9 protein-coding genes and 3 pseudogenes are annotated in these 13954 nt (G+C 59.0%); 11 read left to right on the top strand and 1 reads right to left on the bottom strand.

From position 1 onward, the window contains the following. Positions 1–637 precede the first annotated feature (637 nt). The 7 genes and pseudogenes from tcuA to BZ163_RS36590 all read left to right on the top strand — a co-directional run bounded on the left by tcuA (position 638) and on the right by BZ163_RS36590 (position 8213). A pseudogene (gene tcuA / locus BZ163_RS26035) lies at positions 638–2091 on the top strand (FAD-dependent tricarballylate dehydrogenase TcuA). After that, complete coding sequence (gene tcuB, locus BZ163_RS26030; RefSeq protein WP_128873270.1) at positions 2078–3241, top strand: tricarballylate utilization 4Fe-4S protein TcuB; 1164 nt, start codon at positions 2078–2080, stop codon at positions 3239–3241. The pseudogene tcuA and the gene tcuB overlap by 14 nt, the downstream one beginning before the upstream one ends. A 352-nt stretch (positions 3242–3593) precedes the next feature. Further along, a complete protein-coding gene (locus BZ163_RS26025; RefSeq protein WP_128873269.1) occupies positions 3594–4898 on the top strand; it encodes a CitMHS family transporter in 1305 nt (434 codons plus the stop codon). Between the two features lie 455 nt (positions 4899–5353). Continuing rightward, positions 5354–5785 carry a DNA methylase gene (locus BZ163_RS26015; protein WP_128873267.1) on the top strand — a complete coding sequence of 144 codons (432 nt, stop codon included), beginning with the start codon at positions 5354–5356 and terminating at the stop codon, positions 5783–5785. Beyond that, a complete protein-coding gene (locus tag BZ163_RS26010) occupies positions 5782–6549 on the top strand; it encodes a DUF72 domain-containing protein (protein ID WP_128873266.1) in 768 nt (255 codons plus the stop codon). Before BZ163_RS26015 ends, BZ163_RS26010 begins: the two co-directional genes overlap by 4 nt. 254 nt (positions 6550–6803) lie before the next feature. Further along, a pseudogene (locus BZ163_RS36595) lies at positions 6804–7559 on the top strand (MCP four helix bundle domain-containing protein); the annotation flags it as partial. Then, positions 7554–8213: a methyl-accepting chemotaxis protein gene (locus tag BZ163_RS36590; RefSeq protein WP_371916833.1), complete on the top strand. Its 660-nt coding sequence runs from the start codon at positions 7554–7556 to the stop codon at positions 8211–8213. The pseudogene BZ163_RS36595 and the gene BZ163_RS36590, both read left to right, overlap by 6 nt. Positions 8214–8228: 15 nt before the next feature. Here the strand turns inward: BZ163_RS36590 and BZ163_RS36585 are convergent, their stop codons facing one another. Beyond that, entirely contained in the window at positions 8229–8711 is a 483-nt protein-coding gene (locus BZ163_RS36585) for a hypothetical protein (protein WP_371916832.1), read from the bottom strand. A gap of 88 nt (positions 8712–8799) precedes the next feature. Here BZ163_RS36585 and BZ163_RS26000 point away from each other — a divergent pair, with 88 nt between their 5' ends. From BZ163_RS26000 to BZ163_RS25985, 4 genes and pseudogenes are all read left to right on the top strand, one after another. After that, on the top strand, positions 8800–10380 hold the full coding sequence (locus BZ163_RS26000; protein ID WP_128873265.1) for an ABC transporter substrate-binding protein: 1581 nt from the start codon (positions 8800–8802) through the stop codon (positions 10378–10380). Between the two features lie 14 nt (positions 10381–10394). Then, a complete protein-coding gene (locus tag BZ163_RS25995; protein ID WP_128873264.1) occupies positions 10395–11336 on the top strand; it encodes an ABC transporter permease in 942 nt (313 codons plus the stop codon). Beyond that, positions 11333–12208, top strand: coding sequence for an ABC transporter permease (locus BZ163_RS25990; protein WP_128873263.1), 876 nt, complete (start codon positions 11333–11335; stop codon positions 12206–12208). The genes BZ163_RS25995 and BZ163_RS25990 overlap by 4 nt, the downstream gene beginning before the upstream one ends. After that, positions 12205–13840: pseudogene (locus tag BZ163_RS25985) on the top strand (ABC transporter ATP-binding protein). The gene BZ163_RS25990 and the pseudogene BZ163_RS25985 overlap by 4 nt, the downstream one beginning before the upstream one ends. Positions 13841–13954 lie beyond the last annotated feature (114 nt).

The following is a 13954-nucleotide window of genomic DNA, read 5'->3' as shown; positions in this document are numbered from 1 at the left end:
CTAAAAATCGAGTTCAACGCCTAGAGCTTCTTTGCTACTCTGAAGTTGTAGGTGAAGACGCAGACTGATGCGCAAAGCGGATAGCGAGGAAACGTGGGGCGCGTTCCGAAGGGTACACGGTTAGAAAGATCTCCGCGCTGAGATCCAGCCCTTATGCCGTGTGAAGCAGAAGAGCGCAAAACTCTTCTGTCAGAGTCCTGATAAACCTTGTAAGCCAGAGACCAGCGCTGGCCACCTACTCAACTTTCACCAACTAAGCCCGCCTTGTGCGGGCTTTTTCGTGGGTGCGTCCGATGGGCGTGCTTAAAAACCAAAAGATCGCAGCCTGCGGCAGCTCCTATCTGGACTGCGTCTACCGAAGATGTTGTGGAATAACACGCGCAACCCCTTCAGACAGCCCTAGCCGCGCGGGCGGTGATCGTCGATGTAGCTCGCGAACTGGTTGCTCGGAGGCGCTGGCCTGGAGCAAGGCTTTTGGAGGAGGCAACGAAAACTTACTAATACCATGCCATCGCCTTTAGTAGAACTAAACACCCCATGTCGAAACCCGCCTTTCGAGTCCTAACTCTCTAATTTATTGTCCGCTCATTCGTGAGGAGCGGCTGTGGTCAAGGCTCCTCACTACTGAGGAGAGAATATGATCGACGTTTTAGTCATCGGCGGGGGTAATGCTGCACTATGCGCAGCTCTGATGGCCCGCGAAGCGGGTGCCAGCGTTATGTTGTTAGAGGCCTCCCCAAAAGAGTGGCGTGGGGGAAACTCGCAGCACACGCGGAATTTGCGCTGTATGCATGACGTCCCGCAGGATGTACTCATCGAGTCGTATCCTGAAGACGAATACTGGCAAGACTTGCTCAAGGTTACCGGGGGGATGACCGACGAGAAGCTCGCACGTATCACCATCCGTGCTTCGTCATCCTGCCGTGACTGGATGCGCAAACATGGCGTGCACTTTCAACCGTCGCTTTCAGGCGCTCTGCATGTAGCCCGTACTAATGCGTTCTTTATGGGTGGCGGCAAGGCATTGGTGAATGCCTATTTCCGAAGCGCCGAGCGCCTGGGTATTCAGGTGCGTTACAACGCCGAAGTCACAGACATCGAGCTGGATAATGGACGTTTCGTGGCTGCTCAAGTCGCAGGCCCAAAGGTCGAGGGACGGCCAGGGCCTGTCGAGCGCATTGAAGCACGTGCCTGCGTGCTTGCCGCCGGGGGGTTTGAATCCAACCGTGAATGGTTGCGCGAAGCTTGGGGGCAGAACGAGAACGGCGAGTGGCCATCGGACAATTTCCTGATCCGTGGGACGCGGTTTAATCAAGGCGTATTGCTGCGTCAAATGATCGACAAAGGTGTCGATGTAATTGGCGACCCTACTCAGGCCCATATGGTGGCCATCGATGCACGTGCTCCGCTTTACGACGGTGGTATCTGTACACGCATCGATTGCGTTTCACTTGGCGTCGTAGTTAATCGAGACGGCCAGCGCTTCTACGACGAAGGTGAAGATTTCTGGCCCAAGCGATATGCCATTTGGGGTCGACTGGTTGCCCAGCAACCTGGCCAAGTGGGGTTCTCGATCATTGATCAGACGTCGATCGGGAGGTTCATGCCGCCGGTATTTCCTGGGACGAAGGCCAACACACTGGACGAGTTGGCGGGCAAGCTCCAGTTACCGCGCGAGGCGTTTGTAAAAACCATCGAAGATTACAACCGTGCCTGCCGCGTGGGGACGTTCGATCACACCGCGCTAGACGACTGCTACACCGAAGGTGTTATGCCGATAAAAAGCCATTGGGCCCGCCCAATTAGCACCCCGCCTTTTCACGCTTATCCCCTCCGACCTGGAGTGACATTCACCTATCTGGGTCTCAAGACCGACGAGACTGCGCCGTCCATTTTGCGGGTAGACCTTCTCCCAACCTTTTTGTTGCGGGAGAAATGATGGCTGGCAATGTTCTGGGTAAAGGCTACACCGCTGGAATAGGTATGGCGATTGGCACTGCTTTTGGCCGCATCGCTGGCGTGCAAGCTGCTGCCGCTCTTGGCTTACAACACCCCTCGGCATCGACAGGAAATGACCATGGAACTGTTTGACCCACAGGCACAGGCTCCCAGTGGCCTGATTCCGGTTCTTAATCTGAATGAAAGCGAAGTAGAGCGGCAGATGACCATCTGTAACTCATGTCGTTACTGCGAAGGCTTCTGTGCTGTATTTCCGGCAATGACGCGTCGCTTGGATTTCGCTCAAGCTGACATTCATTACCTGGCTAATCTTTGCCACAACTGTGGCGCATGCCTGCATTCGTGCCAGTACGCCTCGCCCCATGAGTTCGCCATCAACGTGCCTCAGGCCATGGCAAAAGTGCGCCTGGAGACCTACGCCGAATATGCATGGCCAGCGGCCTTTGGCAAACTCTATCAGCGTAATGGATTAACCCTGGCGATTGCCTCGGGCGCAGGGCTGGCGCTGTTTTTGATCTTGACGCTTGTTGTCGCGGGCAATTTGTTTACACCTGTCACGGGAGGAAATTTCTACGCGATTTTTTCCCACAACACTCTGGTGTGGATGTTTGGTACGGTATTCGGGTTTGCTGTATTAGCGCTCACGCTGGGCGTCAGGAGGTTCTGGCGTGAGGTCTCTCCCCCCGAATCGCCCGCCAAGCTGAAAACAGCTGCCGGGCTGGAAGCTACTAAAAACGTTCTAACGCTCAAGTACCTGGACGGTGGTCATACTCAAGGCTGCAATAATACTGACGACGAGTTCACGCTTTGGCGTCGGCGCTTTCACCACCTTACGTTCTATGGGTTCTTGCTGTGCCTTGCCGCAACAAGTGTTGCGACGCTGTATCACTACTTTGCTGGATGGTCGGCACCTTATCCCGTGCTCAGCCTACCGGTGTTGTTAGGAATAGCTGGTGGTATCGGTTTGCTGATCGGGCCAGCCGGGCTTTTTTGGTTGAATTTCCGCCGGCACCGCGATCATGGTGATGATAACCAAAAGCCAATGGATCGTGGATTCATCGCGCTATTGTTCTTGGTGAGCCTGAGCGGCCTGGCCTTGCTTGCGGTGCGTGAAACCAGTGCGATGGCCCTCATGTTAAGTATCCATCTTGGACTGGTGATGGCGTTCTTTTTAACTATGCCTTACAGCAAATTCGCCCACGGTATTTTCAGAAGTGCCGCTTTGCTTAAATTTTCCATCGAAAAACGGCAACCTGGCACGCTGAAGCTAGGTGACGATTAAGGTGAGAACTCTTTGTTGAAAGTAGAAATGAACGTGGTGTTGAAGGCAAATGTTTTGAGCAATCGCAGCACAGACGGTCAACATACGGCAAGATTTTTGCGAGCGATCAGTGGAAAATTTCAGGAAGAGTGGTAATGCGTTTCGGTTTTGAGTTGCGCGATTTTTAACAAAAAACTTCTACTTAATTACTATCGAAGTTGCATAAAACCTTCGAAGCCACTGCCGACTAGGACTCCACGCACAATCTATCACTGTATCCCCGCCCGGCATCGTGGAGCGCACCACTTGGCGGGTGGGGGGGCATTTGCCCGAGTTCGAGCCATCATACTTACAACAACAAGAGAATAGACTTATGCTCGCTTTCCTTGGCTTGGCCATGGTCATGGTCTTCACCTTTCTGATAATGACCAAACGTTTGTCGCCAATTGTTGCTCTGACAGTGGTGCCGATCGTATTCGCCATAATTGGCGGTTTCGGCGGCACTACCGGTGTAATGATGCTCGACGGCCTTAAGATGGTCGCTCCCTCTGCCGCGTTATTGTTGTTCGCGATTTTATTTTTCGGCCTGATGATCGACTCCGGCCTATTCGATCCGCTGATCCGCAAAATTCTAAAGCGGGTCAATGGCGACCCGATGAAGATTGCTGTTGGCACGGCGCTGCTGTCATTGACCGTTGCTCTGGATGGTGACGGCACCACCACTTACATGATCACCTGCGCGGCGATGTTGCCGCTGTACAAACGTATTGGCATGAACCCGATGATCCTCGGCATTGTGGCGATGCTGTCTTTGAGCGTGATGAGTGGCATGACTCCTTGGGGGGGGCCAGCGACACGGGCCATTGCAGCGCTGGGGCTAGATGCCGGGGAATACTTTATTCCGTTACTGCCCACAATGATCGGGGGGGCGGCCTGGGTGGTATTTACCGCTTTTGTGCTGGGCCGAGCCGAGCGCAAGCGTATTGGTAATGTCCTTCTGCAGAGCGGTGGCGGTGATTGCTACATCAAGGCAATCCTAAGCGATTCTCCGCATAAACGGCCAAGGCTGGCCTACGTCAACTTGCTGCTGGTGAGCGCAGTGATGCTTGCGCTGGTAATGGGCATGATGCACTCGGCGATTCTGTTTCTGATCGGCTTTGTGCTGGCGCTGATGATCAATTACCCGCAACTTGATATTCAGAAAGAACGGATACTCGCTCATTCTGGCAACGCCATGACCGTGGTGCTGCTGGTGTTTGCTGCCGGGATTTTTGCCGGAATCTTCTCCGGCACCAAGATGGTTGACGCGTTGGCGCAAACGTTAGTGGACTGGATTCCACCCGGGTGGGGACATCTGTTCCCACTGGTCGTTGCCATCACCAGCATGCCATTGACCTTTGTGTTGTCCAACGATGCCTATTACTTTGGCGTTGTCCCCATCCTTGCCAATGCCGCAGCGGCTTACGGTATCAGTCCTCTGGAAATTGCACGGGCTTCGGTTATGGGCCAGCCAGTGCATCTGATGAGTCCTTTAGTAGCTTCCACTCTACTGCTAGTGGGCATGATCGACCGCGACATCGGTGACTTCCAGAAAGGCGCCGTTAAGTGGGCTGTACTGACATCCCTTGTGGTCACGGCTCTGGCCTTGTTGACCGGTGCCCTGACACTTTTCGTCTGATAGCTCAGTCTCACCAAGATGACCTCGCCGGTTCGTGGGCTTGGATCGAAGCGTCCACTGGAAATGTTGGGGCCGAGGGCGGAAACGTACGCTGTCCTCGATCTTATCGGTCGAGGGAGGGGAGTGATTGTTTGAGATTCATCAGGCGCTCCATCGTGCAGAGGGGAGCTCAACTGTTGTTGTAGTCGCACCTTCGGGCCTTATGCCCCGGCTAGACGTCCCGCCTTCCTGGACGGAAACACAATATCAAATATGCCCAGTTTCTATTGCCCGCTCGGCGGAGGTCTCTGCCGCTCCGCTCTATGTGGTTGATCGGAGCGATGGTCATACAGGGTGACTCATCGGTCATCGTACAACATGGCACGGGTTACGAAAAAAACGAACTTGCAGGGCGAGCTTTTCTCGAAGTTAAGGAGCCAGTGGTGGGTTTCTGACTGGGGAGAAGAACGCCTGAAATGAACAAATCGATCAGTGCCAGCGATCTCGGTATTCATCTGAAAAATGCAGACGAAGGCGGCTTGTTCAAATGGTTTATCGCCAGCTTCCTGATGGGCAAGCGTATCCAGGCAGAGATCGCCGCCCAGGCCTACCGCGTCATCGTTGAAAAACACGGTCGCGATACCCCGCGCAAACTGGGTGGCTGTAGCCATCGGCAACTGGTTGCGATGCTGGGTGAAGCCCATTACGTACGCTACGACGAGACCACCGCGACGCGCCTGTTGAACCTGTGTAAAAAACTCAGCGATGAATACGCCGGCAAGATCGGCCAGATTCAGGCGGCCAGCGCCGATCGCCAAACCTTCGAAAAGCGCTTGCGCGAGTTCGACGGGGTAGGGCCCAAGACCCTGGAGATTTTCATGCGCGATGCCGCGGCGGTGCTCTATTGAACCAGGCCAATCAAGTCCCGTCGGTGCACGTCGGCTGTGCCGGCTGGAGCCTGCCCCGAGAACACTGGCCGACGTTTCCTGAGCACGGCACCCATCTGCAGCGGTATGCCTCGCAACTCGCTGCCGTTGAAATCAACAGCTCTTTTTATCGCCCGCATCGCTCGCAGACCTATTGGCGCTGGGCGCAGTCGGTGCCGGCGGCGTTTCGGTTTTCGGTCAAAGTGCCCAAACTCATCACCCATGTTCAGCGCTTGCAGGGCTGCGAGCTGTTGCTGGACGAATTTCTATCCCAATGCACGGCGCTGGGTGATGCCCTGGGCTGCCTGCTGGTGCAGTTGCCGCCGTCGCTGGCTTACGAGGAACGCGTTGCCGCGGCGTTTTTCCAGGCACTGCGGCAACGTTACACCGGGGCGGTGGTGCTTGAGCCGCGGCATGCAAGCTGGCTGGACGCAGACGCTTTATTGATCGCGCAGCGAGTAGGGCGGGTCGCTGCCGACCCATCGCCCATTACCGGCGGCGATACCCCGGGCGGGTGGTCGGGGATTCATTACTGGCGCTGGCACGGCTCGCCGCGCATTTATCACAGTAACTACGACCTGAGCCGATTGGAGGCGCTGGCTCGGCAGGTGCAAAATTCGGCGCAGGCAGGCATTGCCAGCTGGTGCATCTTCGATAACACCGCCAGCGGGTTTGCGCTGGCCAACGCGCTGACCCTGCAAGCACTTCTTGGTCGCGAGGCTATTCTGTGGCAAGCCGGGCATTAGGCTGGGGCGTGTGGCCTCATCGGTGGCAAGCCAGGCTCCTACAGGTAGCGCACAACATGCAGCCGATGCCACATCCGCGATGCGTCCTGACGGTTTCCCTGGGGGGACACGCGCAAAAACAGTCAAGGACGACCGCATGTCGTAAAAGAAACGAGCGTATGCAAATAGCCTTCAATTAGCGCCCGGCACAGTCGATAACCTGTTCAGAAAAGCCTTCCACGCAGGGCTTTACCCAACTGACAGGGGACCTACAAGTGTCGATAAAATTACGTTTGCTGTTGTTGATTGGCACCGGCCTGCTCACCGCCTTGATCATGAGCCTGGTCAGTTACCTGGGAAACACGCAGATGGCGCAGGCGGTGAATGACAACGAGGTCAGCATGACCGCGCTGCGCAATCACCTCGAAGCCGACATGATGCACGACGCGTTACGCGCCGACGTGCTGGCGGCGATGCTGGTCGGGTTGGGCAAAAGCACCAGCAGCGCGGCCGAGGTGCGCAGTTCCATCGAGGAACATGCGGCGCGCTTTCGTGAAGTGCTCGGTGAAAACCTCAAGCTGCCGGTCAATGCCACCGTCAAGGCCGGCCTGGACAAGGTCAAGCCGAGCCTGGATACCTACATCAACGCTGCCGAACGCATCGTCGGCCTGGCACTAACCAACCCGGAGGCCGCGCAACAGGAGCTGGGTAGCTTCAATACTGCTTTCAGCCAGCTTGAAGACCAGTTGGCCGCTCTGAGTGAGTTGATCGAAACCGACACCCGACAGACCGGCGCCGGTACCGGGCAAGCCATCGGCAACGCCAGGTTCGCCATTGGCGGCATGCTCGTCGCCAGCCTGCTATTGCTCCTCCTCCAAGGCCGCTGGGTGATTTTGAGCATCATGGGGCCGTTGCAGACTGCCAGCCGCATTGCCGACAGCATCGCCCATGGCAACCTGAGCGAACCTATTGTCGAGCCTACCCGCAAGGACGAAGCCAGTGCGCTGATTCGTAGCCTGGCGACCATGCAGCGCGACCTGCGCGGCATGATCGAGGCGGTTCGCAGCAACGCCCATGGCGTGAGCGGCATGAGCCAGCAGTTGAGCGACGGCTGTCACGAGGTCGCCGGCAGCAGCCAGCAGCAAAGCGCAGCGGCCAGCACCATGGCAGCGGCCGCCAGCGAGATGACCGCCAGCATCGAGGAAATCACCCGGCATGCCGAGCGGGCGCTGAACATGGCCAACCAGGCGGAGACCCTGGCCAAGGATGGCGGGCGGGTGATCCATCAGGTGGTCAACGACATGGACGGCATCGCCCGTTCGGCACAGCAATCGGCCCAGGTGATCCGCACGCTGGACAAGGAGTCCGAAGGGATCTTCAGCATCATCCAGGTGATCAAGGGCATTGCCGATCAAACCAACCTGCTGGCGCTGAACGCCGCCATCGAGGCCGCTCGCGCCGGGGAGCAGGGCCGTGGTTTTGCCGTGGTGGCCGACGAAGTGCGCAACCTGGCGGGGCGCACCAGCGCCTCCACCCAGGAAATTGCCGCCATGGTCGCGCGTATCCAGCTCAGCACCCGGGAGGCGGTAACCAGCATGGAAGCCGGCGTGGCCCAGGTCGACAAGGGCATGGCGGTGACGCCGACGTCGAACGTGCCATTCGCGAGATTCTCGACGCCACGCTGAACACCACGCAACTGGTCAACGACATGCACCCGCACCATCGGCGAACAGAGCCTGGCGAGCAATGAAATCGCGCATCAGGTGGAAATGATCGCCGGCATGTCCGAGGGCAACAGCCAAGTCATCGGCCGCACCGCCTCGACCACCGATGAACTGTCCACCCTGGCGGGCAGGCTGTCGCAATCGGTGGATCGGTTTCGGCTTTGAACCGCCGCAGTCTATAAGGGCCCCTTCGCGAGCAGGCCCGCTCCCACATTGGATCTTTGGCGTACACAGCTTTTGTGTACGCAGGAGATTCAATGTGGGAGCGGGCTTGCTCGCGAAGGCGTCAGCTCTGACACCCCATGCCTCAAAGAGTGCTCCTGGCCCGGAAGATCCCAGTTCGTCTGAAATACCTTTCAATGTTTTTAAATGATGAAAAAAACATTTACAAGCGATCGTCATGCTGTGAATATGTTCGTGAGAATTTAAAAAAACAAAATCGCATGCGGCGCTGATCACGATCAGGCCATAACAAAAACGACATAAACACAGGCTTGAAGCCGGCTCTGCCCCTGGCCGGACTTTTCAGCGAAGGAGAACCTCTCCCGTGCATCGCTTATTGAACAGATCTCTGTGCGTCACTCTGCAAGCCCTCGGCGTGGTCGCGCTCGGTGCCGCTGTTGCCCAGGCCCAGGCCTCCAGCACGTTGCGCGTCGGCCTCAATGCCGACATTCGCAGCACCGAACCGGGCGTCAACCGTGACGACAACACCGACACCGTGATGCTGCATATCGTCGAGGGGCTGGTTGCCCATCGCGAGGACGCCTCCGTCGGTCCGCTGCTGGCCAAAGAGGTTAACGTCTCCGAAGACGGCCAGACCTACACCTTCAAGCTGCGTGACGGGGTGCACTTCCATAACGGCGCGACGATGAGCGCGGCCGACGTCAAGTGGACCTGGGAGCACTACCTCAACCCTAAGACACAGTGGCGCTGCCTGGCAGAGTTCGATGGCCGTGGCGGGGCGAAAATCACCGGCATTTCCACCCCGGACCCGCTCACGGTAGTGTTCCAGCTCGATCAGCCGAGCGGGCTGTTCCTGGCCTCCATGGCCCGTCCGGATTGCGGTGGCGGCGGCATCTTGCATCCGGATTCGGTAGCGGCGGACGGGCGCTGGAAGGCGCCGATCGGCACCGGTCCATTCACCCTGGCGGACTGGAAACCCGGGCAGTCCGTGGAGCTGGCACGCTTCAACGATTACAGCGCCCGTGACGACGCCGGGCCGGATGGTTTCACCGGCAAGAAACAGGCGCTGGTCGATGTGCTGCGTTTCATGATCATTCCCGATGCGTCGTCGGCCAAGGCCGCCTTGTTGTCGAACAATATCGACCTGCTGCCGGACGTGACCGCCAGCGATGCCCAGGAACTCAAGGCACTGCCGGGGATCCAGGTCTCGGTCAGTCCGATCATGGCGATCTGCGGCCTGCTATTCCAGACCAACGATCCGTTGCTCAAGGATGTACGCATCCGTCAGGCTATTGCCCGTTCGCTGGACTACGGACAGATGGTCACCGCCCTGTCCAATGGGCTGTCAGAGCCGAACAACTCGGCGATTCCCCAGACTAGCGCCTTCTACGACGCCACGGCGAAGCAGGGTTACCGCTATGATCCACAGGAGGCCCAGCGCCTGCTGAAGGAAGCCGGTTACCACGGCCAGCCGATCAAGATGATCGTCAACAAGCGCTACCAGCAGATGTTCGACATGGGTGTGTTGAGCCAAGCCATGGCTCAAGGCAGCGGCCTCAATATCGAAATGGAAACCCTGGAGTGGGGCACACAACTGGAGCGTTACCAGAGTGGCAACTACCAGATGATGGCGTTCTCCTATTCGTCGCGGCTCGACCCGGCACTGGGCTTCGATTCGCTGATGGGCGACAAGAGCAAGGAGCCGCGCAAGGTCTGGGACAACCCCCAAGCCCAGGTGTTGCTGCGTGATGCCGTGCGCCAGAGCGACACCGGCAAACGTCAGGAACTGTTCGACCAACTGCACCGGATGATGATCCACGACACCCCGCTGGTGATCATCTACAACGGCACCATCATCGGTGCGTTGCGCGACAGCGTCCGCGGCTATCACTCCTGGCCGGTGGCCAAGCCACGACTGTGGGGCGTCAGCCTCGCGACGAAGTAAGGCGGAGTCTGATCATGTTGCGTTTTATCCTGCAAAAACTCGGGATGGCGATACCCACCCTGTTACTGATTTCGGTGATGGTGTTCGCCTTGATTCGCCTGATCCCGGGCGATCCGGCGCTGCTGATGCTCGGCGATATGGCCGACCCGCAGAGCCTGGCCGACATGCGTCGCAACCTGGGCCTGGATCACCCCCTGTTGACCCAGTTCCTGATCTGGATCAAAGCGGTCCTCAGCGGCGACCTGGGATTCTCCATCAGCACCAAACAGGCGGTGTTGCCGCTGATCCTGGAGCGCTTCAGCGTCAGCGCGACCATCGTGCTGGTGGCGGTGTTGCTGGCCACGCTGATTGCGGTGCCGGTCGGGCTGATCGCCGCCTGGAAACAGAACAGTGCCCTGGACCTGGGGCTGGTGACCACGGCCACGCTGCTGCTGTCGATTCCCAGCTTCTGGCTCGGGTTGCTGTTGCTTCATGCCTTCGGCATCAAGCTCGGCTGGCTGCCCGTGGTGGGTTACGTGAGCTTCGCCGAAGCGCCCTGGCAAGCCATGAGTTACCTGGTGCTGCCCATTGTCACCTTGACCCTGGTGGAACTGGGCGCAATCACCCGCATGGCCCGGGCCAGTACCATCGAAGTGTTGCGCCTGGAATACATCGCCCATGCCCGTGCCAAGGGCCTGTCCGAGCGTGCGGTGCTGTGGCGGCATGCCTTGCCCAACGCCTTTGCACCGACCTGGACCCTGGTCGGGCTGATCCTCGGCAACCTGCTGGGCGGGATCGCGGTACTTGAAACCGTGTTCACCCTGCCGGGCATCGGCCGGCTGATGGTGGACGCGATCTTTGCCCGCGACTATCCGGTGCTGCAGGGGTGCCTGCTGCTGATCACCTTCATCTACGTGCTGGTCAACCTTTGTGTGGATCTGCTCTACCCACTGTTCGATCCAAGGGTGAAGTTATGAGTTCGAATACTCCTGTGGCACCGCTGGCCGGCGCCGCGAACACGCCGGGCAAGCGGCCCCGTGCCTGGCCGGCGGCCAATGCGCTGATCGGTGGCAGCCTGTTGCTGATCCTGATTGTCCTGGCGCTTCTGGGCCTGGTCTGGACCCCGTTCGATCCGCTGCGTATCGACCTGTTGTCGCGCCTGCAGGCTCCCTCGGCCAGCCACTGGCTGGGAACCGACGAGTTCGGTCGCGATGTGTTCAGCCGGCTGTTGATCGGAGCTCGTACCAGCCTGTGGATCAGCTTGCTGACGGTCAGCGTCGCGGTGATTGCCGGAACCCTGATCGGCATGCTCGCCGGCTACCTGCGCGGCTGGACCGATCGTTTACTGATGATGTTCAACGATGCGTTGCTGGCGTTCCCGGGGATCCTCATGGCCCTGGGCATCATGGCGATCATCGGTGCCAGCAAGTACGGCATCGTCCTCGCGCTGGGCATCGCCTACACGCCATCGGTGGTGCGGGTGGTTCGCGGCACCGTGCTGTCACTGCGTGAACTGGAATACATCGAGGCGTCGCGGGTGATCGGTAACTCCGAGCTGTACACCATGCTGCGGCATATCGCGCCCAACTGCCTGGCACCCCTGTGTGTCCTGGCCACCAGCATGTTCGGCTGGGCACTGCTCTCTGAAAGCGCCTTGAGCTTCCTCGGCCTGGGCGTGCCGCCACCCGCGGCGACCTGGGGCAACATGCTTGCCAGCAGCCGGCCTTATATCGCTTCGGCCAGTTGGCTGGGGATCTTCCCGGGCCTGTTCATCTGCCTGGCGCTGTTGGCGATCAATCTGTTCGGCGATGCATTGCGCGATCGTCTCGACCCCCGGATGAGGAAATGAGCATGTCAACTGACATTCTGCTGAGCGTGGAAAACCTGAAGATTCGCGTGGGCGAGCACGGGGCGCTGGCGGTCGACGACCTGAGCTTCAGCGTCGCGCCTGGCGAGATCGTTGCCCTGGTCGGCGAGTCGGGCAGCGGCAAGACCATGGCCGCCCGTGCGGCGATCGGGCTGTTGCCGGCGCCGATGCAGGTGTGTGGCGGACGCCTGAATTTCCAGGGGCGTGATCTGGTGAACCTCGACACTGCGCAACTGCGGGCCATTCGTGGCGCGAGCATCGGCATGGAGTTCCAGGAACCGATGGTGTCGCTCAACCCGGCCTTGAAGATCGGCCAGCAGATGAGCGAAGCCCTGCAACTGCACACTGATTTGAATGCCGCGCAGATCCGCGAGCGTTGCGTGACGATGTTGCAACGCATCGGCATCAAGGATGCCGAACGCTGCCTGGAGTCCTGGCCGCACCAGTTTTCCGGCGGCATGCGCCAACGGATCATGCTGGCCTCGGTGATGCTGTTGCGCCCGGCGCTGTTGATCGCCGACGAGCCGACCACTGCGCTGGACTGCCTGGCACAGCTTGACGTGATCGAGCTGATGCTCGAGCTGACCCGCGAGCAGGGCACGGCGATTCTGTTCATCAGCCACGACCTGTCGCTGGTGGCGCGGTATGCCCACAAAGTGGTGGTGATGCGTCATGGCCAATCGGTGGAGCAGGGCACCATCCAGGACATCCTGCTGGCGCCCAAGGCCGAGTACACCCGCCAGTTGCTCGAAGCCTTGCCGCGGCGCGGTGAATTGGCACCGCTGCCGGCCAGCGACGGGCCGCTGGTGGAAGTCGATCAGGTCTGTATCGAGCATCCCGGGCCGACCTCGTTCTGGGGCAAACGCCACTACAAACGCGTGGTGCACTCGGCCAGCCTGGCGATTGCACCGGGTGAAACCCTGGCGCGGGTGGGTGGCAGCGGTTCGGGAAAAACCACCCTCGGCCGCTCGCTGGTGGGCTTGATCAAACCCTGTGCCGGCGCGATCCGCTTCAAGGGCGTGGACATCCTCAAGGCGGCCAACCGTACGCATCGGCTGCAATGCCAGATGATCTTTCAGGACCCTTATTCGTCGCTCAACCCGCGGATGAAAATCGGCGAGATCCTGGCCGAGCCGTTACGCCACGAGCCGGGCCTGAACGCAGAACAGCGACGCGAACGCGTGGCGCAAACCTTGCGTGATGTCGGCCTGGCCGACCAATTCGTCGACCGGTTTCCCCATCAACTGTCCGGTGGCCAACGCCAACGTGTCGCCATCGGCCGGGCCTTGGTGCGCCATCCACAACTGGTGATCGCCGACGAGCCGATATCCGCCCTGGACATGACTATCCAGAAACAGATCCTCGAACTGTTCGAGCGCTTGCAGGCGCAATACGGTTTTGCCTGCCTGTTCATCTCCCATGATCTGGCAGCGGTCGAGCGCATCGCGCACCGGGTGGCGGTGATGCACCAGGGCGAAGTGGTGGAAGTAGGGGGGGCGCGAGCAGATTTTCGATCATCCGCAGCATCCCTACACACGCCAGTTGCTGGCAGCCGCCAGCCCGCTGGAAAAACTGGTCGACGGCGGTTACCGAATACGACCCGCCAGTTTTTGATTTAACCCCCTGATCGTACCCCGCGCGCCCGTGCCGAAACTGGCGCGAAGGGGGAAGTCATGTCCGAAAAAACAATAAGACCTACTTACTCATCACGACTGCCAGGAGCCAATT

This window comes from Pseudomonas sp. VI4.1 (genome assembly GCF_002029345.1).
Classification (GTDB): domain Bacteria; phylum Pseudomonadota; class Gammaproteobacteria; order Pseudomonadales; family Pseudomonadaceae; genus Aquipseudomonas.
The sequence above is the reverse complement of the archived record's forward strand: the minus strand, read 5'-3'. Positions and strand labels throughout refer to the sequence as shown.

Bases quoted from the DNA above. Each gene is read 5' to 3' on its own strand.
- tcuB (WP_128873270.1), top strand. From the start codon at position 2,078: ATGGAACTGTTTGACCCACAGGCACAGGCTCCCAGTGGCCTGATTCCG.
- BZ163_RS26025 (WP_128873269.1), top strand. From the start codon at position 3,594: ATGCTCGCTTTCCTTGGCTTGGCCATGGTCATGGTCTTCACCTTTCTG.
- BZ163_RS26015 (WP_128873267.1), top strand. From the start codon at position 5,354: ATGAACAAATCGATCAGTGCCAGCGATCTCGGTATTCATCTGAAAAAT.
- BZ163_RS36590 (WP_371916833.1), top strand. From the start codon at position 7,554: ATGCAGCGCGACCTGCGCGGCATGATCGAGGCGGTTCGCAGCAACGCC.
- BZ163_RS25995 (WP_128873264.1), top strand. From the start codon at position 10,395: ATGTTGCGTTTTATCCTGCAAAAACTCGGGATGGCGATACCCACCCTG.
- BZ163_RS25990 (WP_128873263.1), top strand. From the start codon at position 11,333: ATGAGTTCGAATACTCCTGTGGCACCGCTGGCCGGCGCCGCGAACACG.